This window comes from Methanosarcina sp. 2.H.A.1B.4 (assembly GCF_000979385.1).
GTDB lineage: Archaea > Halobacteriota > Methanosarcinia > Methanosarcinales > Methanosarcinaceae > Methanosarcina.
This window is the reverse complement of the sequence record NZ_JJOV01000002.1, coordinates 46,606-67,985: the sequence shown is the minus strand read 5'-3', so window position 1 is coordinate 67,985 and position 21,380 is coordinate 46,606. Positions and strand designations below refer to the sequence as shown.

General features: G+C 34.2%; 20 protein-coding genes. 6 read left to right on the top strand and 14 right to left on the bottom strand.

Annotated elements, in window-relative coordinates; all coding sequences use genetic code 11:
- Positions 1-6 precede the first annotated feature (6 nt).
- The 6 genes from EO92_RS00410 to EO92_RS00385 form a co-directional block, all read right to left on the bottom strand.
- On the bottom strand, positions 7-699 hold the full coding sequence (locus tag EO92_RS00410; RefSeq protein WP_048168671.1) for a hypothetical protein: 693 nt from the start codon (positions 697-699) through the stop codon (positions 7-9).
- Positions 700-1,300: 601 nt separating this feature from the next.
- Positions 1,301-3,415 carry an ATP-binding protein gene (locus EO92_RS00405; RefSeq protein WP_048168670.1) on the bottom strand — a complete coding sequence of 705 codons (2,115 nt, stop codon included), beginning with the start codon at positions 3,413-3,415 and terminating at the stop codon, positions 1,301-1,303.
- Positions 3,412-4,644, bottom strand: coding sequence for a hypothetical protein (locus EO92_RS00400; protein WP_200896718.1), 1,233 nt, complete (start codon positions 4,642-4,644; stop codon positions 3,412-3,414). The genes EO92_RS00405 and EO92_RS00400 overlap by 4 nt, the downstream gene beginning before the upstream one ends.
- 395 nt (positions 4,645-5,039) lie before the next feature.
- Positions 5,040-5,270, bottom strand: coding sequence for a DUF3006 domain-containing protein (locus tag EO92_RS00395; RefSeq protein ID WP_048168669.1), 231 nt, complete (start codon positions 5,268-5,270; stop codon positions 5,040-5,042).
- 2 nt (positions 5,271-5,272) lie between these two features.
- Entirely contained in the window at positions 5,273-6,562 is a 1,290-nt protein-coding gene (locus EO92_RS00390) for a lamin tail domain-containing protein (RefSeq protein WP_048168668.1), read from the bottom strand.
- Positions 6,563-6,725: 163 nt separating this feature from the next.
- Positions 6,726-7,532 carry an FRG domain-containing protein gene (locus EO92_RS00385; protein WP_048168667.1) on the bottom strand — a complete coding sequence of 269 codons (807 nt, stop codon included), beginning with the start codon at positions 7,530-7,532 and terminating at the stop codon, positions 6,726-6,728.
- Positions 7,533-7,780: 248 nt separating this feature from the next.
- Between EO92_RS00385 and EO92_RS00380 the strand changes: the two genes are divergently transcribed.
- The gene (locus tag EO92_RS00380) at positions 7,781-8,521 is read left to right on the top strand and encodes a hypothetical protein (RefSeq protein ID WP_156165684.1); all 741 of its coding nucleotides are present in this window, start codon (positions 7,781-7,783) and stop codon (positions 8,519-8,521) included.
- Positions 8,522-8,559: 38 nt separating this feature from the next.
- Here the strand turns inward: EO92_RS00380 and EO92_RS00375 are convergent, their stop codons facing one another.
- The gene (locus EO92_RS00375; RefSeq protein WP_048168665.1) at positions 8,560-9,078 is read right to left on the bottom strand and encodes a hypothetical protein; all 519 of its coding nucleotides are present in this window, start codon (positions 9,076-9,078) and stop codon (positions 8,560-8,562) included.
- Positions 9,079-9,346: 268 nt separating this feature from the next.
- On the opposite strand from EO92_RS00375, the gene EO92_RS00370 reads away from it, so the two are divergent.
- The gene (locus EO92_RS00370; protein ID WP_048168664.1) at positions 9,347-10,228 is read left to right on the top strand and encodes a hypothetical protein; all 882 of its coding nucleotides are present in this window, start codon (positions 9,347-9,349) and stop codon (positions 10,226-10,228) included.
- A gap of 194 nt (positions 10,229-10,422) precedes the next feature.
- Complete coding sequence (locus tag EO92_RS00365; RefSeq protein ID WP_048168663.1) at positions 10,423-11,028, top strand: site-specific integrase; 606 nt, start codon at positions 10,423-10,425, stop codon at positions 11,026-11,028.
- Between the two features lie 347 nt (positions 11,029-11,375).
- On the opposite strand, the gene EO92_RS00360 is transcribed toward EO92_RS00365, so the two are convergent.
- The 4 genes from EO92_RS00360 to EO92_RS00350 form a co-directional block, all read right to left on the bottom strand.
- Positions 11,376-11,642: a hypothetical protein gene (locus tag EO92_RS00360; RefSeq protein WP_156165683.1), complete on the bottom strand. Its 267-nt coding sequence runs from the start codon at positions 11,640-11,642 to the stop codon at positions 11,376-11,378.
- Between the two features lie 98 nt (positions 11,643-11,740).
- Positions 11,741-12,454, bottom strand: coding sequence for a hypothetical protein (locus EO92_RS00355; RefSeq protein ID WP_048168661.1), 714 nt, complete (start codon positions 12,452-12,454; stop codon positions 11,741-11,743).
- Positions 12,455-12,503: 49 nt separating this feature from the next.
- A complete protein-coding gene (locus EO92_RS18715) occupies positions 12,504-12,629 on the bottom strand; it encodes a hypothetical protein (RefSeq protein ID WP_255350312.1) in 126 nt (41 codons plus the stop codon).
- 152 nt (positions 12,630-12,781) lie between these two features.
- Positions 12,782-14,215, bottom strand: coding sequence for a winged helix-turn-helix domain-containing protein (locus EO92_RS00350; RefSeq protein WP_162197434.1), 1,434 nt, complete (start codon positions 14,213-14,215; stop codon positions 12,782-12,784).
- A 149-nt stretch (positions 14,216-14,364) separates the two neighbouring features.
- Between EO92_RS00350 and EO92_RS18710 the strand changes: the two genes are divergently transcribed.
- Positions 14,365-14,493 carry a hypothetical protein gene (locus tag EO92_RS18710; protein ID WP_255350311.1) on the top strand — a complete coding sequence of 43 codons (129 nt, stop codon included), beginning with the start codon at positions 14,365-14,367 and terminating at the stop codon, positions 14,491-14,493.
- A 324-nt stretch (positions 14,494-14,817) separates the two neighbouring features.
- Here the strand turns inward: EO92_RS18710 and EO92_RS00340 are convergent, their stop codons facing one another.
- The 3 genes from EO92_RS00340 to EO92_RS17350 all read right to left on the bottom strand — a co-directional run bounded on the left by EO92_RS00340 (position 14,818) and on the right by EO92_RS17350 (position 17,902).
- Entirely contained in the window at positions 14,818-17,337 is a 2,520-nt protein-coding gene (locus tag EO92_RS00340; protein ID WP_048168658.1) for a hypothetical protein, read from the bottom strand.
- A gap of 188 nt (positions 17,338-17,525) precedes the next feature.
- The gene (locus EO92_RS00335; RefSeq protein ID WP_048168657.1) at positions 17,526-17,753 is read right to left on the bottom strand and encodes a hypothetical protein; all 228 of its coding nucleotides are present in this window, start codon (positions 17,751-17,753) and stop codon (positions 17,526-17,528) included.
- 2 nt (positions 17,754-17,755) lie between these two features.
- A complete protein-coding gene (locus EO92_RS17350; protein WP_156165681.1) occupies positions 17,756-17,902 on the bottom strand; it encodes a hypothetical protein in 147 nt (48 codons plus the stop codon).
- Positions 17,903-18,664: 762 nt separating this feature from the next.
- Here EO92_RS17350 and EO92_RS00330 point away from each other — a divergent pair.
- Both EO92_RS00330 and EO92_RS00325 read left to right on the top strand, forming a co-directional pair.
- Complete coding sequence (locus EO92_RS00330; RefSeq protein WP_156165680.1) at positions 18,665-19,822, top strand: hypothetical protein; 1,158 nt, start codon at positions 18,665-18,667, stop codon at positions 19,820-19,822.
- Between the two features lie 619 nt (positions 19,823-20,441).
- A complete protein-coding gene (locus EO92_RS00325; protein ID WP_048163341.1) occupies positions 20,442-21,257 on the top strand; it encodes a nitroreductase family protein in 816 nt (271 codons plus the stop codon).
- The last annotated feature ends 123 nt before the right edge of the window (positions 21,258-21,380 follow it).

The following is a 21,380-nucleotide window of genomic DNA, read 5'->3' as shown; positions in this document are numbered from 1 at the left end:
TCAATTTCAGCATTTTTTTTCCGGTAACACCGGTTTTAAATTGTGTGTTTCTGAGTTTTTAACTTCTTGTATCTTCTCCCAAACTTCACCTCCCCAAATTTTTAGGATTAATAATAAAAATACAATGATCGAAAAAACAAAAGCAAATGATTGTGGTTGGTTAAGCTTTCTATATGTATGAGCATAAATTGTTATAGATATGAAAATACAAGCGAGTGTAGCAATTGTATCTAAAAATTCAATTTTACAAATTCGCTTGAAAAGGGTAATATTATAAAAATGGGGAGTATCCATTTCTAAAGAAATAAAAAAAGAAATCATATAATAAGAAAAACAAATTATGTACACAAGGAGAACTATAAAGAAAATATATGAGATAAGTAAAAGCCAACTAAATTTTTCAAATATCGAGTCAGAGATGAAATAAACAAGCATGCCATTATACATTTCAACGGAAATTACAAAATAAGCAAGAACAATGAATACGCTTTTAAATAAATCGATTGTAGAGTTAAATTCGTCATTAAACTTTTTTTGTTCTTCTTTTGTTTTATTTTGTTTCCTTAATGGATTTAACTCAATATCCTTCTTATAATTGAATAGACTTTGAAGTACTAAAATAAAGATCGCTATGAATATTCCATACAATGCTCCAATTGTCTGCATTATTGTTGAAGGCAACCACGTAGGATCACTCATAGAATAAGTATACGATGCATCTGCCTAATAATCTTTTTGATGTGTTGTTTTAAGGTGTCCAGATACACATACATAAACTGAAGTTACCAAAACTTCCACCATGGTTTATTATTCTCGGCGAACTTGTTGTTTAACTTGGTTGTTATTTAACTGGTTGTTGTTTAGGAATGATTCAAATATAATATCAAGGATTTTTGTTGCCAAGAATGATTATTTGGGGAGAATGGAGAATCCGAAGAAATAAACTCTTGTGAGGAGTTAATGCTGGAATACACCATGAAGCTCATTTATTGGAAAAGATGGGATGGGAAAAAGTGGGGAAAGTAAATGGATTAGTAACTTAGGAATAAAGAAGATATAATCTCATGATTTTTATTCTTGATATTGTCTTCAGCAGTGGCTATGAAGTCATTCTTAAAGAAATATTTGAAATTATATTTTTACCATTCCTTAAAGGAAGTGAAAGAGCAAAATACTTTCTGATATCTTAAATCAGCCTCTATTTTTATCCTTATGCTTTTCAAGTAAAGCAGAAACTCTTTCTTTTGCATCCTCTGTCTCTTGCGTTTTTGAAATAGTAGACCTCAAGATACCCCTTCAGTTATTTTTTGAGAACTACCCATCTAGTAGTACCTCCTCCTTTACTTTTCGGTCTAGATTCGGTACCCCATTTTCCTTCTCCGAAGACAGCATTAAGTGCTCTCGAGGTAATAGCGAATGCAGTTTTGCGTCTTATATCTTCTTCAAGTATGCCTGGTAACTGATCACTAAGCTTCACCTGAATACCGTACCATGGAAGGCCATTACTTTTGATTTTACCTATAGTAAGTTCGTCTAGTTTAAATGCCTCAATTGCAGAGTTAATGTATGTTTCCATGGTATCTATTGGTTCAGCATGTTCCTCCTCATGTTCTGAGTCAAATACAGATACTTTCTCTGTTGATTCAGAGGTCGGTGCTGTAATTATCTTTTTATTCTGAATCGCTGCCTTAAACTCAGATTTTAGTTCCTGAGCAAACGTTTTTGCTGCAGGTTGATTGTAATCCTTATCTCTTACAGTATAAAGCTCTTCAAAAGACATTACACGAATAGGGATAGGATAACTTTTCCCTCCTACACTGCTCCAAAAAACGCCATTTCCAACAATAGGTTCATTCAAAAGAGTACTTAATATATCATCACTAAAGTGTGCATTCGCTTTTTTCAGAGCCTGAAGGTCACCCGCAGAAAGTAGATGGAACGCAAACCAATTGTCACCCTGGCTTAAGATCTCGTTAGATATGCTTCCAGGCTGTTGGGTGATTAGTACAGCACCTAAATCATATTTACGACCTTCTTTCACCCATTCTACATATGGCCGTAGACTGCCTGAATTCCCAAGTACAGATTGTGCTTCTTCTATCACTGCAATAGTTGGTATGGTTTCTGGATTTGCACTTGTGAACTGCCTTTGATTAAACTCGAATATATTTTGTAGAATAATCCCTGAGAGAATCAGTGAAGATTCTCCTCTCAACTGAGAGATATCTATTATACAAAGTTTGCCTTTTCTGATACTGCGAAGAAGCATATCTAACATCGAACTTCCTGGATCATGTAACATTTTTACTATAGCAGTCATATTGGCTCTAGCTGCAACCATTTCTACATTTTGGTCACTTTTAAGATGAAGTAACTCTTTTATTTTTTCTTCATCGGCATTGTTACCATCCTTACTAATCAGGTTAACTAGTTCTTTCCAGTTTTCATCTTTAAGGCCTTTTAATTTCCTAACGTTCTGTTGATCCTGTTTGTCTGGACCTAAAGCTACAGAAATCACGCCAGAAGGTTCTAATCTGCGAATATCTAGTTTGATACCTGAAGCAATGAAAGAATTGTAAAAATCACTTGGACCTTTTTTCTCAGTAAAAATAACAAGTTTATCTTCTAATTCTGGAACGTCACAAAGTCCAGGCCTGTTTTTGTCATCTGGCCAATAATATTCTCCATCTGGATCAAAGATGATCGTACCAACTGGTGCCTGTTTTCCTCCACGTTTTTCGATAGTAGGAGTTTCTTTGTAGAGATTACTGAACAATAACTTGTTAAGGTTTGATTTACCAAATCCTGCCCTGGCAAATATAAAAGATCTTCTTGAAACGAGATTTTTAATTTGAAAACGTGGAATTATGGCTGGATACTTTACTCTAATCCATTGTTCGTGTATTAAACGATCATCGGCTCCTGAATATATAAATTCTCCAAGGGCAAAAAACCCAATCTCTGCACCATCCAAATTATGTCCGGCAACTTCTCTTATTATTTCGTCCGATAGAAAAGCAACTTTACTTCCGACATGTGGTAATCTTCTGTGAGATGGTGCAAAAACAACCTCGCTGTCTTCCACTCTCACAACTCCAAGTACACGAATATCAACACGGTACTTTAGGTATTGTTTACGTAGATCTTCCGGAATAACTCTGTCTTCTGCAATAGCCCGGATGCCATAGTCTTCTCCAGAGCTTGATGCCAACCTGCCCTCTGAGGATAATGATGTAATTCTCCCTAATACTGCCTCATTTTCATGCTCCAGCTGAACCAGCAGAAATTGTCCATGCATGGGAACACTTTGAAATTCACTCCTGTAAGGGAGTATGATTTCTGCATGAAATTCCATACCACCCTGGCTGAAGCCCCTGAAAACACCAACAACTTTGTCTTTTGGGAATAACTTCATCCATATCGCCTCATTGAGAGATCGGATCGGAACTTCCAACCATCAATAATGTTTTTTTTCTCTGTAGGAAGCAAATCTCTAACAGCTTCAAAAACATTGTCCTGAAATATTTCAAGATCAAAATCGACTATCTGAGCATATTCATGGGCTTTTTGTAAACATCGAGGATAAAAAGGAACAGGGAATCCATTTATTGCATCATTAAGCAGGTACCCAAATATTTCGGATGCGTCGTAACTTTGCTTTGAAAATATATCCACTGCCCATATAGGATCCCCATCCATTGACCCAAACCTGACAAGAAACATATCGCCAGCAACAAATCTTGGAACTCCAATATCTTTCCCTTCAGCTTCAGCTCCCCTAGCGTATTCGTTCCAAATATAGGCTTTAGCTTCTAAATCACGTGGTATTCTAACATATCTGGCATCTCCTGAAGGGAATACATTTTCTATTGCCATCGCCAGTTGATAGCGTGTAATTACTTTACTATGTTTAGCTATGCCAACAAGGTATACACGTCGATGATCTTCTCTATATATTCTATCCATTACGTTTTCAACATTTTTCCGCCATTTTATGAAAAGATCTCCAGCAAAGATAACGCTTCTCAGGAGTCCATCTCTGACAATAAGTGTGTCAGTTGCAAAAGTAGTATAACATATCCTCTCATACAATACTGCCCATTCACAAAGGTCTCGATAAGTTGATAACCATCCCGGTTTGACCGAATCCGGATGATCACGAATATCTGATCCCTTCGGGATCATAGGGCTCAATCTGCTCAAGTGTGGAGGATTATCTACCCCCAGATCTTTCATCATCCATCCCAGAGCAGTTATTGGAGTACCATTTGAATTAAATTGGGCTTTACCCAATTCATCTGTGTCTGTTGAAGGTGATACGGCATCTACACAGAGATTCTTTCCATAAGAGTCGGTGACACGGACAAGTTGTACATAAAAAGGATCAAAGGATAGTTGATTATTCCCACCGTCACTTGCAACCAGTGAGACTGCATTTGCTGAGTATGGTTTTATTGTCCTCACTTCTTCAGAAAAGGAGATAACTTCCCGTCTCAATGTATCAAGCATTTTCTTATCTGACTGAGTTCTTTCATATATTGCTTTTTTTAATGCAGGAAAAGTTTCAACATCAAACGTCCAATACCCCCTCACTACTGCATGTAAATTAATTTCTTTAATGGCACTATCCAAATGGTTTGACATAAAATCATTACTTCTTGATGAGTAGATTTGGTACATTTGCAAGTGTAAAAGATGAAGTAATTGGACATTTAGATTTTTGGAAGGAAAATCTAGTGAAAATACTGTGCAACATACCCAAATTAATTAAGCTTAAGGTAAGAATTTTTCAGGAAACCTATCAAGAAAGAATTTCAAAGTGTCTTCGAAGATAATAGTTTTCCCCATTTTGCCCCCGATTACTATCTAATATCTATTAGACTGACTTCTATAAATAATCTTTGAAGAAGACATTTAATTCAAACATTTTAAGAAAATAAGTACACATTTATCTCACATAGCCAAATATATTGGATATTCATATAATTAGTGTTTTAAAAAACTTATAAGTAAATAATTCTCTAGATGTTAATTTTTATTTACATGTCTCTGTTTTTATTCTTAAGCTTCTCAAGCAAACTCAATACCCTTTCCTTCGCATCTTCTGCCTCCTGTACATCCCTATCAATGGTAATATCCAGGATATCTCCTTCCTTGCTTGCAGGTAATAAAAAGAGAGGGATATCAATTTTTACTGTCTCTTCATCCCTTACAAGCAGCACTGCAGTACCTTCTTCAATTCGGTCGAGAGTAACTTTGAAGTTTCCCATATTTATCTCTCCAGCTTCGAGACCATCTTTCCACTTTCATCATAGAGGTATGCTGTGTCTCCATCATTATTCCAGATGGGACTTCCCAACTGCCAGTAGAGTTCGGTAGCTGAGTTTTTGCCCTCTCCAGTATACAGAGTTACAGTGGTTCCAGAATCCAATGTGTAAGAAGAAAATGTATAGGTATTTTTACCGCTTTCATCCTCAATTTTCCAACCACTCAAGGAAACAGGAGAAGATCCTGTGTTTGAAATCTTGACCCATTCATCCTGGAGGTTCAGGTTGCTAACATAGACATCTGACTCTGTAGAACTTGGTGTTTCCGACTCATCAGCTGTTGACTCTGTAGAACTGTAAGCTCCACTTCCACTGGAAATAGTCCCGGTTTTCTCAGTTGTGACCGCATAGGCGGATCCATCTGTTGTGATTGTGATTGTGCCATCAAGGTCGGTCCTGTATACCGTCGAAGCTTTCTGTAACCGGTTAAGAATTTCAGTATGAGGATGTCCATAGCTGTTTCCGGCTCCAACTTCGATTATACTTACTTCAGGACTCACAGCTGAAATGAAGGATGCTCCACTACCGGATGTGCTGGCGTGATGGCCGACTTTCAGGATGTCAGAGTCCACATCATATCCGGCTTCCATTATGTTTTCTTCACTTTCAAGACCTGCATCACCCATGAGCAAGAATGAAACTTCCCCGTAGCTTACTTTGAGAACCACTGAGTTTTCGTTTAGGTCATTTGAATATGTGGTTCCAGGATTCAGCACTTCAACTTCAACAGCAGGATCAAAGTCAATTGTCTGACCAGCTTGAGCCACCTCAAAAGGAATATTTTTCTGATCAATAGTAGTCAGCATATTTTCATAAGTTTTAGAGGTATGCGGATATCCGCTATCAATGAAATGCTCAATCTGGAAGTTGTTGAGGACATCGTTCATCCCGCCTATATGGTCAGAATGTGGGTGTGTTGCAACTACATAATCCAGCGTTGAAATTCCCTGGTCCTGCAGGTAAGATGTGACGACTTCTCCTTGGTCACTTTCTCCTGCATCTATCAGCATATCTTTATTGTTATATTCGATCAGAATAGAGTCCCCTTGACCAACATCCAGGAAATGTATGGTGAGGTTCTGGCCTGATGGAGAACCGGCATTTTGAGCAGTTGTTGTAGGAGTTGGCTGTTCCGAAGTTGTTTCTGAAGGAGTGTCTGTAGAATCTGTGCATCCTGCTGCAATAAGTACTAAGGATAGGCAGATAATTGTGGCAATCAACTGTGAGAGTTTCATAAAGATATTAATGTCTCAGAGGTATTAGAAAGTTGCATTTAGGACTCGTCACAGAACAAACTATGCACAGGTTTCGATTGGATGCCTTGATTTTCAAGATCAATATCACAAATTGAAAATTAACTTTATGAAAAATCTACCTAATTTATCTTGTGACAGTTACTTAGTAATTATCAATTTCAATATGCGTATTACAATATATCGAAGCTCCTTGTAAATCAGGAAAAAGAGTCAAGTGATTAATATTCATTCTATTTAGAGATTTTAAAAACATTTTTCTACTAATTTCATCACCAGGTATTAGTATTTTCATTAAGACTATTTCGTTATTAACATGTTTAAATCTTGTTTTTACATAAGTTTCGATGTCAATTCCTGTTGGACATCTAACAAAAAGACCCTGTTGAGCTATAACTCTCGGGTTATCATCATATTCTGGATAGAAAATCTGAATTGATGGGCTATATTGACCCAAAACTTCATATTGATTATAATCTACTTCAGGATATTTAAAAACGTCTAGTAATGGTTCTTTAGAAAGTACGTATACTACTCTCTTAGTATTATTTCCATCGTCTTTTTCCAAAAAAGCAAAGTAAGCTGCAATAAATGGTGATTTCGTCCAGTCAAGTAACGGACTAACCAATCCATAGTGTTGACCTAATGCCCACCAATCATTTTCACTAAACTCATTGGCGTTAAAATTTTTAACTCTACCTCTCTTAGAGTATTTAAAACTTTGTAAGTGTTTATTTAGTATATCTTTGGTTGGTTTTTTCCCACAGCTTTGCACCAATCTATCAAAAGAAGGTTCTAATTTCCAAGAAATGTCTCTTTGACCTCTAAAAACACAATCTATATTATCTAGCATTGACCCCGTTATGAATGAATAAAACATTTTCCAAGAGCTTAATTCTACTTCACAAACACCATCCAAACATTCGGAGCTTTTGTAACTTTCTACTTCCATATTTCTCCTCCATCAATCAAAATAGTTAATATAGACGAATACACAATATTTTAACAAATCTTAAATTTTGAGGGCTATGTACAAAGAGTTAACTAATTTTACTTTTATCTTTTCTCCTGATTTGATTTATACATAAGTTTTGTGATAGTTCATCAAAAGATCTGTAAAATCACTTTTGAGTTCTTATTTAAAATATGAACCTGAATCTCATATAAAATTATTAATATGTAGCAATTCATTTAGTTTATATGAAATACCTTGAATCGCTAGAAGGAAAAATAGAGTCAACAACTGAAAAAAAAGAAGTATTAGAAGATATTTTTAGTAGTTCTAGGAGTTTAAGTTATAGTTTGTCCACATCTTTGCAAAATCATTGTGACAAAATGTTTGACATATGGATACAGGAATTAAATAATAATGGTCTATGTAAACATGAGAGGGAACTTTTCTTACATAAAATACCTTATACGGCAGCATCAGGCTATAAGATCGATCCTCTTTTTAAGCAGCCAGGAATTTACCTTTGGGGTCATGATGACATACCCCGATATATAGGCAAAACAGAAAAATCATTTAAAAAGAGATTATTTAGCAGATATATACCTCGAAAAGACGATACAACATATAAAAGTCCAACTCAATGTGGTATCTCTGAAATTTTAAGAGATTATTATTCTAAACCAGAATTATGCGATTTTAAAAAAAAGTTAGAAAGTGATGCTAAGAACGATAAGAAAATGATTAAGGAACGGATCGAAGAAGAGCAAAAAATAACAATACAGTCCTATCAGCGTCTATATGGAGCATTAGATTTCTCAAAATTCGAAAAAGAAAGTATCTGGTTTGCAATACTTCCTTTTGAAGACACACATAAAAAATTTATAGACATATTTGAAACCCTATTTATACATTCGGCTCAGAACTATAACAATAAAAGAAAGTATCCTGAACTGCTAAACAAAGGAAAAATGGAAACTGATGAAGGATAAGCCATTTAGCGTTTCTAAAGCTTCTCCAACCTTTCTCTTTATTTTTTCACTTCATATTTTGCATTACATTTTAGGCACTGAATTTTAAAACTACTTGAATAACTAATCTCTGGAATAAATTCAATTGAAAAATAGTTCTCAATAGGAGATTCAGAATCATTCTTCCATGAGTTCCCGCATGACTTGCAATCCATGTGCTTAAACTCATTTGATTCACAGTATTTAACTACATGGAAAATCGACGTTGGTTCATCTTTATGATTTATAAGGATTCTTTCAAGTGTTGGTTTTCCTGGGTGATCTCTATCGTTTTCTCTATATCTTTCTTCGATTTCATATTCTTGGTGTTTACCAGTTGTTTTATTTCCACTTCTTGATACCGTTTTTTTGAGTCTGGCTTTTACTAAAGTTGTTGTTGAAATATTGATTTTTACTTGTCTGTGACCACAGGAATAATAAAAAGTTTTTGTACACTCACTACTTGAACTTTCTTCTATTTCTTCTAAATCTAAAGTTCCTTCACCACAAGTAGGACAAAATTTAATCTCATCTACCATACAATCACTGCTAACGATATCAGGACACTTTGTATTTAACTACTTCAAAATAATTCTGTTTTATGAAAGTTATTTGTTTACTCAACTGTTTTATCCAACTCCCATAATAAAGGACGAAGGTTGAAGAAGACTTATGAAACAGAACAAAGCATATAAGGAGCATATTTCAAAAAGTGAAACAATATCTCTGAATATCGTACTTTGACTTTTATTTAATATTCTAAAGTCTAGTTGATTATATGCTCAGAGATTAAAGGTTTGATGTTTAATGACAGATTCTTCCGATTTTTACTCTACTATTGCATCAATAACAGGTGTTTGGATATCTATTCTAATCCCATTCGGAATAACTTTTTACATATATATATGGGACAAAAACATGGATTACTTCAAATCAGTAAGAAGTGAAAAAATAAACTTTTATTTGAGTGTTACTAGTTTAGTCGATGAGCTAAATATACAATTTCGACGGCATACTGATATTAATTGTAAAGATAAATTGTATGAGACACTGAAATCTGTCGACTCAATGTGTGATCAACAAAATAAAAATAGGGACGAACTCTCACTTAATATGGAGGAAGTATGTGGTATGGTGAAGGTAATATTCCGATGTTATCCGCATCCCATAGAACTTGGTCATGAATTTCTATTCACAAATAAATTACCACACAAAGATGAAAAATACAAATTATGGGTAGAGAAATATAGAGACATTGAGTTCAGGAAGATTGATAAAACATTCGATAAGCTTTATGATATCTTTGCTTATTATTTAAACACGAGTCCGACTACAAATCAAAATGAGTTAGATGCTGACACTAAATCAAAAATATTGAAACTCAAAACTGTAATGAAGAAATTAAGAACCATTGATATTTCAATTAATGAAATTGAAAGACTCATAAAAGATTATGAGCCTTTAGATGACGTTCTCAAAGCTATCACAAGTAAGTCTGTGAAATTGTATATAATGGGAACTATAATATTTGGTATTGTACTACCACTTTATATGTTACTTCCAGAACAGTTCGTAGGGTTAACTTCTGAGTTTTGGATGATAGCCATAATTGTTATTGGCTTCTCAGTTTGTTTGTCTATTACATTACGTGATATATTCAAAATATCAAAACTCCTCATTAGAGAGTAATCCTCATTAGAGAGTAAAATACAACATGCTATCTTTTTTTAATCACCTGCTTTCATTTGATGCATAGGTTTTACGGTAAAATCTATGCATTTACCCGGAATACATCCTTAATATCATCCCTTTTCTTATCATTTGCAGGTAAACAAAGATGTTTAAATATAACCTATGTATTTTATATTCTGGGAGTGATAATAATGAAATATCCAAAGTTACAATATACAAAAGATCCAGAAGCCCTTCACCTCTATGTAAGAGATATTAGAATATTTACACAGAAGGAATATGAAATTTTTAAAAATTGTATTAAAATGGAATCACATAAAGCAATTTTTGACATTCTCCTTATTACCGGAATGCGATACGCTGAAATGCTTCGCCTATACGATCATCGAGAATGGTATAATGAAAAGAGAAACATTATTCACCTTCCTGAAGAAGCACAGAAGAAACATAAAAGAAGGCAGCTTGAAAGAACTATTCACCCTCTGCCTTCTATGTTCAACTATATGCTTAAAGACTTTTGGGAATCCAGAAGACCACCATTAGAAAGCACATGGAATAAGAACATGCAGAGATGGGCACAGGAAGCCGGAATAAGCCCATATGGACTATCTGTTAAGACCAGTAGAAAAACAATAGAAAGCTGGTCAATCGTCGCTGGATTGGTAGAATCGACCGTTTGCTTGCGACAAGGACATGACAGTTTAACAAGCATGAGACATTATCAAGGTCTCGCCTTTTCAGACGATGAAATAAGGGACATAAAAAAACAATTGACAGCATGGGGAATTTCGAAATAAAAACTGAATTCATTCACTAATAAGCGATTTTAAAGACTTTTTTTCTTAATTGATATATTTCCTTCATCAGCTCCAAAAAGTTGCAAAAAAGGTTCTAATATCCCTTTTAAATGGGTTTGTGATATCTACTCTGACCTTCCTATATCTCATCCCAAAAAAGATTTTAATATATGTGATATAATTCTAACAGTATAAAACGAAAAATATTGTGTATGTTATCTATCGTTATCTATTATACACACTCTCTCAATTATTTTCGTAGGATAATGCCTATATTATATAGAGAGAAAGATGAACTTTGCAGAGTTGGTGGAAAGATTAACCCCTTTCAGCAGCATTTTGTGATGTTAGATACCGATGCGTGAAAAGCTATTCATATTTTTGTCATGAGGTCTAACTATCGTTGGACTATCAAGATCTTTTGAAAAATCCATTATTAATGCAGACCCAGTAGTTTCAGAAAACTTCTTAGCTGAATGAATCAAAGCTATAGTTTCAGCTTGTGCCTTTTCACGATTGACTCCTTTGCCCCGATAAATTGAGTATCGATCTTCAAGTCTGGTGAATGCAAAGATTTCATTTCCAGAGTACAATACTCTTTCAATTTTATCCACATTAATTAGTAGATCCGAATCAACTGCTTTGATATAATACTGTATACATAGTTCATTTCTCCTTAACAATAAATTTAATAGAGGGAGATAAACCCCGTTCATTTCTTTTTCTGTGAACTCTTCGAAGCAGCTGACATTGCCCTTGCTTTGAAATCCTGATTTGTTTCAGTCTTGTCAGCATGGGATTGTATTCTTGATGCAGCCTCTTTGGTCATAGGCGTTTTGCTTCTTCCTAAAGATTCTGTGTTAAAAGTAGAATCGATTCTATACTTTTTGATATCTATCGGTGGAGTTGGTATGATGCCTGAAAATTCCTCATCATAACCTAATTCACTAAGCCAAAGATCTTCCCATTTATATTTTTCATTCAATGCACATTTTTGGCAAATTTTGTAAGGCCATATACCATTGATATCATAATAGGAATTGCATTCATCACATGCTACCTTTTGGGAAGGTATTCCAGCAGTCAGCAATTTCTCTTTTTCATCTTTTGCAATTTGCTTCAAATCCATGCTAGAGTAGCGTGTGTCGGGATGTGACTTTAGTGCATTATCAACTTTTTGTTTCAATTCATTATCAGAAATATAATCCTTGAGGGTTAGAAAAAATAGGTCCCTTGGCAATTGAGGTAAGAACTCCCGAAGTTCTTCGTTAAATCCAAGGATTTCGGTTGCCCATACCCTAAATACCTCGTCAATTTTTTCGGAAGCACAGTTTTTACATATATTATACTTCCATTTTGGGTCTAATGCATCTGTTCTTCCACAATTTTCGCATTTTATTCGGCCTAAATTCTCATTTTGAACCATTATTTGACCTCCATAGTGAAAAATAAAAAAATAAATTCGTAGTGATGTTTTATTTCTTGTTCTTTGTAGCTGCAGATTGTGCTCTTGCCTTGAAATCTTGATTGGTTTCAGTCTTGTCAGCATTGGATTGTATTCTTGATGCAGCCTCTTTGGTCATAGGCGTTTTCTTTGCCATTATATTTCCTCCTAATTATTTGCCAAAAATTGTTATATTTTCAATATTTAGCCTTTTCTTCCCAATCTTCGGGTCTTTCTTCTTCACGGCTCTGCCAATAGGCATCGTTGTTAGGATTGCACTGGTTTGCGTGGTTATCCTGATCGGATTGTTTACTCAATACTTTCACCTCCTTTTGATTTGTTGTCATCGCAATGACTGTCATTTAATCCGAGTTTATCAGCACAATAAGGATGATAATATCGATTCCCATATTTTATTGCAAAAGTTTGAGCCAAAATAAATGTAAAATCTCTATCGTTACGAGAACTTAATGCTGCCTTATCAAAATCATAATCATCTGGATCGAATGCCCAATCGATATGAGAATACAAGTTTGCTTCAGGTCCAAGCAATTTTTCATAAGAAGTCTGAATATTTTTTAAATAATTTTTTTTGATGTCTTGTGCAGCACTCCAGATTTCTTTAGTTCTAGAATTTACATCGTACTCTTCTGGACCAGATGACCTGTACTTGATCAAAAGTTTCTGGAATTTTTCTGCGATTTCTAATTTTGAGAGATCACCGTCAAAAGTAAACATCAGATCGTTTGAAATTTCGTGGCATATTTCTCCAAAGGGAGCCATCTCAGGGTTATTTTCATCATCCTTAATTCTCTCATCTAACCACCCAGGCACCTCTAGATTTAATTTTTTGTATACTGCTCTTATTGTCGAGTTTTGAGGTGTAATTGCATGTCTTTCTCCGAAAAAAGGATAACGAGCTGGTACAAACCAACTTTCTGTTAATTCCTCTAGCAAAGTGATTGATTTCAATTCAAAACTGAAAAAATGATCTTTTAATAGTTTATAATCAACTGAGTATTCAGGTAGCATTTTAGGAGAAAGTGGAAGACCACAATGAGAACAGAACATTGAGGGTTTATGCCTACCATACATCGTATTATATGCTTTAGACTCAGGCAAGCACTTTGAGTGAATCTCTGTAGAAAGCCATGGTCTTTGCCTAAGTCCATTAGTTTGTCTAAAAAATGCTACTACAACTGTTTCATATTTGTTCAGCTTTTTTTTACATATGGGACAAAGACCTATTTTTGAGTATCCTATATATGTTGGAGTGTAGGTTGAAGCTCTAAAATAGTCATCACAATGAGTTGTTAGTCCTTTTCTAGGTAGGCCTCCCCTTTTAGTCAGAGATATATTTCCCTCTTTTATTAGCCCATACGATTCAAGTAGATGGATGGCACTAATGATCCTATCTTCATTTTGTCCCAATTCTTCTTCTATTTCCTTTGGATAATATTCTTTTACTGCTAATAACTCAAGAATTTTGATTTCTAATTCTCTTATTATTTCTAATTCTTCTTTGGTTATCGAGTACTTTCCTTCTTCAGGACAGATGACAATTCCTTTTTCCTTTAATATTTTCAAATTATAGTGAATTTTACCTCTATGTCTTTCTCTACTTAGATCCAATTTAGCCGCAATATCTGAGGGACCAAGGGGTTCAGAGGATTCTCTGAGAATTTTTAGTATATCTTGTTGCAGGTTTGTCAAATCTGTCACACATATTGTTAATGTGTTCAATGAAGTTCAATATGCCGTTCAAAATTTTAATATTACGTCATAAATAAGATCAATTGGTTCAAAATATGAACATAGATGTTTAAAACTCAAATTTTTGTAATTAATTCCAAAAAAGCCCTACAACGCCACGTAAGACTATTGAGTCCTGGATGCTGAAAGCCGGAATTAATGAATATGAAATATATGGAATGGCTGGACATTATCAAAGCCTATCTTTCACAGATTACGAAATGAGGGATATTCAAAAAAGATTGACAGAATGGAGAATATTAAAATAAATCATCAAATAATTGATTTAATCAACTTTTCTTTTTTATTGATGTATTTCCTTCCTCAGTGTCGAAAGATACAAGGAAGGAAAGATTTGACCCCTTGCTGGCAGGATTATGTGATGGCTCTGTGGTGTCTCTCTGCCATTTCACCTTCACAGTTTGGATCATATAGAAATCTTCGATTTCATTCTCTGTCCGCTTGCAACAAGTATAGTTTTTTGTACGCATTAAATATGCAATTCTGATTTGTAAAAGTAAATAATGTTGATAAACAAACTATGTTATTGAACTTAATTATTTCAGTAGCCGTTTGTCAAAATCTTTAAAAATTCATTTATCCGTAATATCAACTATTCCAATATTGAGTTCTTGAGTTAATTCATCTACAAATTCGCCATTCACCAATATTTTGGAGTCCTTGCCAAAAGGCATCTTTAATAATTCATCTGATGATTTGTAGTGCAAGTTAATCGTTGTTTTTTTCGGGTACAGTTCAACTGACTTGTTTTCACCCTTCAGCTTGAACCCAATATCTTTCAGTATTGTTTCACCAAAGGATTTTGCAACCTTTGCCGGAACTCCATTTACAAACATCCATAAGCGATAGAGTGAACCAATTTTTTCAATTACATATGGCAATTTACTGTTATCAAAGTACAATTTCAAGTGGCTAATATCATATTCAGAATTTGTCTCGAACATAATGCAATTTACTTTACTTCCAGGCATTAAGAACCTGAAATAGACATTCTTCTCTCCGTTTATATGTTGTGAGAGCAGTTTGTCCGTCAGAGGCATGTCTTTCTCAGAAAATGTATTATGCTTCACAATTGTTCTTGTACTGACTTCACTATTATTAATAATTAAATCAAGAAGTGAACATTTTAAATTTATTTTGAATTCATTCTTTGTCAAACTCCCATAATAATGCGTTATATATGGGAGAATAATCGGTTTTGATTTCAAATAATTTTTAGACAGTATGCTCTTTATTAGAGTTTCGTTCCAATTTTTTGTTCGTACTACAGCAGGTCTTGGTATTTCTTCACCACTTATGTGAACATTGACCTCTTTGCTTTTACCCCGAACTTCAGCATCGATTATCTCAATTTTTCTACCAATACCCCATGATACCAGAGCTATTATATCTCTTTCAACACATCCAAGGGCAAAGACAATTGATATTTCTTTGCCATTAGGGTCTTTTGCACGACTTAATGCTTGTAATACATCAATCTGCATCTTTTCTTCTCGTGCTATTTGAGCTTTCTCGGCAGAATCTCGGATTGGATCACATGAATGTGCTGGGATGTGTCCCAATCCTATGAGTATGCAAACTCTTTTTGAGGAATCGACACCCATAACTTCAGGAGCTCGGTAATAGGTTACTTGAGGATTATATTTGGTTTTTTCAAAATAATCTTTCCAATAATTAAATTCCTTCTTATTTTTGCAAATAATAAGACAATTTTTGGAATCATGTATATCCATAATTTGTTCGCAGCGTTTCTTTATTTCCTTTCTACAATTATAAGTAGAATTTTTGCCAAAAGCACTATATGATTTACTATCGCAGAATATCACCATTTTTTCATTGGTATTTAATGGGTCTCCAAAATTGTATTTGTGTATATTCGTGCCATGATTGAAAAATTCAGTATAATCATAATCTGGAAATGTTGCTGATGTCAATATTATTTTGCTTTTTTTATCGTGGTTTTTTATTTTGAGAAAATCTGATATTGCAGAAAAAAATTCTTTATTAAGAGCACAAATCTCCGTTTTGATCTGCCTGTTATCCTTATTTCCTGTTTTTTGGGCATGAAGGGTTAATTCATCTGCTTTTATAATATTCAACATGCTAATTATGGACAATATCTCTTCAATTGTTATTTTTAAATCTTTATGGCATTCAATTAATTCGATGAGTTCTTTTAATATCTCACTTGATTTTTCTCCTACTTCCATTTTACTTAATTCATATTTTTCAGTTTTATAATTAAAATAAAACTTTGATTTCCTTGGATCCATAAAGGTAAGATCTTTTTTTGAATTAGAAATATTACGAGCTTGATGTTTACTGTATGTGTTGTAACTGTTATCATTTGTGTATGTATTCAAAGATTGTTCTAATTCCAACACATCTTTATTTTTGATTATTTGTATATAGTTAAAAATGAGTTTCCAGAGGTTTTTGAATTCTCCTCTCTTTTTATTTATTTTTCTAAGTAAATTCTGAGAATAGTTGAAATCGTGTTCATTAGACATGTCTAATGCTACAATCAGCATATATGCTAAAAAATGAGCTTCGTCGAGAATGACGACATCAGCACTGTATATTTTTCCTAAAATTTCTGATGCATTTGATTTTGGATAAAGAGAGGCTTTATTCATAATCGCTGCTAACTTGTGATAGGTAATTGCGATTCCGTCAAATTCATCGTCTCTCAATATTTTTGTCACAGGGCATTTTTCAAAATGTTCACAATCATCACCACATATTTCCGGCAATGGTAAATATGGGAGATTTTCCAAATCCTCATTTTCTTCAATCTTACTTTTAATAATTAAACACTCAAAATTGTTTGGTATATGAATTATGTTTAGATTTTCTTTTGTGGATAATCTTTTTACATTTCCCAATATTGTGTCTTTGATGATTTTATTTGTCGGAGTCACAATTAAAAACTTTTTATTCTCAAATATTGATGCGAGACAGAGGGATGTGGTTGCACCAGCACGTGTTGTTTTGTGCAGTTGGATTACTTCATGATCGCTGTTGATTACGTCTAAAGCTTTTTGTAATCTGATATCTGAGATAGAATCATTTGAACTGTTTGTGGCACTCATTTGTACCACATACCTTTTACAAGACTTAGAAAAAATATATATACTATTGTGTAAATTATATTATTGGTCATATAATCACCTTAATGTGCGGATTATCTTTGACAGAATGGTTATATTGCGACGGGCCGGTCGCAATTTCTTTCTTATTTAGTTTGGACAATTCTTGAACCTCTGTTTCTAATGCTAATTTAGTCACAACTGTATGGTATATCTTCATTGGAGTCGATTATTTCACCACGCTCATTGATAACATTTCCATCAGAGTCTTCACTAAGTTTATTTCCAATGTCTTCAAAGTATTTCCCATGAGAATTCTCAAACCAAGTTTTGCCAGGCCAACCTGTTACTTTTATAATTGCTCTCCCCGTAGTAGAGCTAAAAACAGTTTCAATTTGAATATCATATCTATTTGTCATCTTTAATCACCTCTTATTTTCAAGCTTTTTAGATCGGTTTTCATCAGTTTGTTAAAATATTTGCTACGTGGGGTCATTGTTTCTTCCAGAATTTCATCAATTTCTGATAATGCATCTGCGTCGACTGTGATAGTTATTGCTTGTTTCATTTTCTCATCCTCATTAATTCTTTATTATCATAATATTTATACTGTATATATGATGAATAGCACAACTTATATATATACATTAGTATTGAAAATGAGTCCATAGATGGCGTTTTTGTTCTTATTAAAAATTGAATAATGGGAATACATTATAAAGTATTCAATTAAAAAAATTGAATAAGAGAGGAATGTCGGTAGTTGAAAAAAATGTAATTATGCATTTATCTAAAAGGCTCTATTATGAATGATTTAATAATAAAAATTAATAAATTTTTATTTATTCATTTTTTTAGTGATAGTAGTTATTGAAACCGATGAAAATTTTGCAGTGGCTATAGTGTTTAATATGGTTGTATTTTTTATAGTGGCTATAGAACTTGTAGTGCATGTAGCAATTGGTGATTTATGTCTTCAACATTTGTTCTTTGAATTTCGTTAATTGATGTAATCTTAGTTAATTTTTGCATTACAGCCTCAAAAATATATAGTTCGACATATATGAAAAAACATGCTTTGTTCTTCAAATTCATTTCTGTTCTTTCAATTTCCACCGTTATGCGTTGAATGGTGTCTTGTTATTCAATTAGTGTCGGATTGGTTGAATTTTACGCATTGGAAATTTACTTACCTGCTTATATGTAAGTCAGAGATTTTTGGAGGAAATCCTTTGAGGAAGAGAATATACAAATGAGGAGGAAGATATATATAACAATAAAAAAATAATAATTAATTGAATATAAATATTGGAGAGAAATGGTGATGCTAATGGGTAAAAAACTGCCAATACTTACTAAAGAAGAACAGGACGAAAAGAAACTAGAATATTATCAAACAATGTCTGTCTTTACCGGAAAATCAATTTCTGAACTTAGGGGTGATGAAAAATATAAAGATAATTATCCAAATAATGATTGTAAATCTAAGGAATTAATTTTAAAAAATTGTGCAGAACCGATTACTTCAAGGGAACTATGGGATTTAATACAACGTCAAGGATATGCTGGAAAATATAAAACGTTTACAAGCCTGTTGGTCAGATACCATAAAGCAGGATTCATTGAAAAATCAAATAATAAACCTGTTGAATACCAGCTTTCAGAGTTCGGAATCCAGAACGCAAAGAGCCCAAAGATGCTTCGTGAGAAATGTATAAGACGGTATCATGAATTCCAAAATCAAAAACTTGCAAATATAATAAATAACGATCCAGTAAAGTTTAAAGAAATATATGAATCAATTGTTAGCTCCATAGGCGGCTCCGTTTGCTCCGTGGGCTCCAGTGTCTCCGTAGGAAATCAATATTCAAGCAATGATTTTGGTTCTGAAGAATTAAAGCAGGAATTAAATTCAAAAATATTTGACAACGAATTCTTTAAAAATGCAGATGAAGGAAAACTTAAAACATTAGTTGATGGAATTTTGAAGGGTTCTCTTACTACTGAAGAAAGAGAAGAATTATTGATTGATGCCCTTCAGGAAGCCGTCAATTCTCATAAGGGCTCAATGGTTTTAAATCGAGAATCTAAATCATCTAAACCTGATGGTGAACGAAAATATTATAAAATATTGGTAAAATCAATAGATAAACCAGTTACAAAATTTTTATATAAAGAAATTCCATTTGTGTTTATTTTTGTGTCGAGTAAGAATGAATTAAGACTCGAATCTGAATCTATTGCTGGGAGATATCGAAACAATAAAGATGCAATATTTATTGATTTTGATCTTGTGAATCAAAGATTTTTTCACAATAATATGCAGATAAAGACAAAAAATAATGGAAAAGAATTAGAGTTTTATTATGCAGTTGTTGATGGAAAAGGTACATGGGGATTCAACCGTAAAATAACAACAATGAGCTTTTCTGACTATCAGAAAGCCTTAAATAAATCAAGAAAACAAACTGTGAAAATAAAAGGATGATTAAGTATTCTTTTTATCTTTTTTTACATACTAGTTGTAAGACTACAAAAGTCGTTTTTTGTTCGTAATGTACGAACATCTTTTTTATCAGTATAAGTCGATGAATACCTTGAACCAGCACAAACCTATATACTTATGATATTATGATACGAGCCTTAGAGAAGCAATTTTGAGTTTCAGAATAGACTCAATAGTTCATATGTAAAAATCTTATCCTGCAATTTTTTAAATACAAAAAATTCCATAAAGCAACATAATAAAAAAGAAACTGTCCCCTTTTTTCAGTATTTCCTTGAAAAATGTCCTCAGCACCTTGATATACCAACAATTCTTGAATCCGTTTCAGAAGAACTTGAAGGGCCTGACCTGGAGACAAGAGTTGCCATGGCAAAACAGATGTTTAAACTCACTTAAAGGCTAGATGGTTTAAAGTATCCGAAAAGAACTGGAACGAACAGAAGTGGAGGTATTCTTTAAGAAAAGATTGACCAATTACATCTTCACTTCTAATCATTTTCCTCGATTTCAGTTAATTATATCATTTCCTCGATTAATAGAAGTCAGTTACTGGATCGATAATAGCCGGATTAAGAATATAGTATGAAGAGAGGTACCCAGAATGAGCCTTATTTCTTTTGATGCTGGAAAATGCACAGCCTGCGGAATCTGCTCCATGATCTGCCCGGAAAACATAATTATGCCCGGAGAAAGCGGAGTTCCTTCTGTACCTGCCGAATATGAAGCCTTTTGTGCACACTGCGGACACTGTGAAGCTGTCTGTCCAGGCAGTGCAATCACTTCAAGTTATCAGGCTTTCCCTCCTGAAGATGATACTGCCGATACCGGACAGGTCAGCCCTGATGTGCTCACAAAGTACGTTCAGAGCAGGCGTTCGATAAGGGTTTTCAAAGATATGCCTGTTGAAAAAGAGAAAATCGAAGCCATCTTCGAAGCCGTCCGCTTTGCTCCTTCGGGCATGAATATGCAGCCCGTTAAGTGGCTTGTAATAACCGATGCAGCAGAAATCAACAAGCTTGCAAAGCTTACTATCGACTGGATGCGGATGATGGCCGAAACAGGTACAGACCATCCTCTGAAGCCTTTCTTCCCGGCTCTTGTTGCCCTGGCAGATGCGGGCCTTGAACCTATCTGCAGAAATGCCCCGGGCCTTGTGTACGCTTACTCCGAAAACGCCTTCGGATTCACTGATAGCATTATCGCCCTGACAACCTTTGACCTGATGGCTCCCTCTTTTGACCTGGGCACCTGCTGGGCAGGACTTTTGCATCTTGCTGCTGTGGAATCCCAGCCCTTAAAAGAAGCCCTTGGAATTCCCAAAGGATATATATTGCAGTATCCTATGCTTTTCGGATACCCGAAATATAAGTACAAAAAGATCCCGGGAAGGAAAACAGCAGATATTATCTGGAAATAATCTGCACCCGCAAGTTGAAACTCTTATTTCTAAAAGCATTAACTAAAAACCTCAGGTATTTCTTTATCCGAGGTCAATATAATTTTTGGATTAATTATTTCTATTTTTTACGGAGTTCAGGGC

Coding starts and splice junctions, on each gene's coding strand:
- EO92_RS00365 (WP_048168663.1), top strand. CDS start 10,423: ATGAAATATCCAAAGTTACAATATACAAAAGATCCAGAAGCCCTTCAC.
- EO92_RS00370 (WP_048168664.1), top strand. CDS start 9,347: ATGACAGATTCTTCCGATTTTTACTCTACTATTGCATCAATAACAGGT.
- EO92_RS00390 (WP_048168668.1), bottom strand. CDS start 6,562: ATGAAACTCTCACAGTTGATTGCCACAATTATCTGCCTATCCTTAGTA.
- EO92_RS00395 (WP_048168669.1), bottom strand. CDS start 5,270: ATGGGAAACTTCAAAGTTACTCTCGACCGAATTGAAGAAGGTACTGCA.
- EO92_RS17350 (WP_156165681.1), bottom strand. CDS start 17,902: ATGAAACAAGCAATAACTATCACAGTCGACGCAGATGCATTATCAGAA.
- EO92_RS00340 (WP_048168658.1), bottom strand. CDS start 17,337: ATGAGTGCCACAAACAGTTCAAATGATTCTATCTCAGATATCAGATTA.
- EO92_RS00385 (WP_048168667.1), bottom strand. CDS start 7,532: ATGGAAGTAGAAAGTTACAAAAGCTCCGAATGTTTGGATGGTGTTTGT.
- EO92_RS00325 (WP_048163341.1), top strand. CDS start 20,442: ATGAGCCTTATTTCTTTTGATGCTGGAAAATGCACAGCCTGCGGAATC.
- EO92_RS00375 (WP_048168665.1), bottom strand. CDS start 9,078: ATGGTAGATGAGATTAAATTTTGTCCTACTTGTGGTGAAGGAACTTTA.
- EO92_RS18710 (WP_255350311.1), top strand. CDS start 14,365: ATGCTGAAAGCCGGAATTAATGAATATGAAATATATGGAATGGCTGGA.
- EO92_RS00405 (WP_048168670.1), bottom strand. CDS start 3,415: ATGAAGTTATTCCCAAAAGACAAAGTTGTTGGTGTTTTCAGGGGCTTC.
- EO92_RS00380 (WP_156165684.1), top strand. CDS start 7,781: ATGAAATACCTTGAATCGCTAGAAGGAAAAATAGAGTCAACAACTGAA.
- EO92_RS00355 (WP_048168661.1), bottom strand. CDS start 12,454: ATGGTTCAAAATGAGAATTTAGGCCGAATAAAATGCGAAAATTGTGGA.
- EO92_RS18715 (WP_255350312.1), bottom strand. CDS start 12,629: ATGGCAAAGAAAACGCCTATGACCAAAGAGGCTGCATCAAGAATACAA.
- EO92_RS00335 (WP_048168657.1), bottom strand. CDS start 17,753: ATGACAAATAGATATGATATTCAAATTGAAACTGTTTTTAGCTCTACT.
- EO92_RS00400 (WP_200896718.1), bottom strand. CDS start 4,644: ATGTCAAACCATTTGGATAGTGCCATTAAAGAAATTAATTTACATGCA.
- EO92_RS00410 (WP_048168671.1), bottom strand. CDS start 699: ATGAGTGATCCTACGTGGTTGCCTTCAACAATAATGCAGACAATTGGA.
- EO92_RS00330 (WP_156165680.1), top strand. CDS start 18,665: ATGGGTAAAAAACTGCCAATACTTACTAAAGAAGAACAGGACGAAAAG.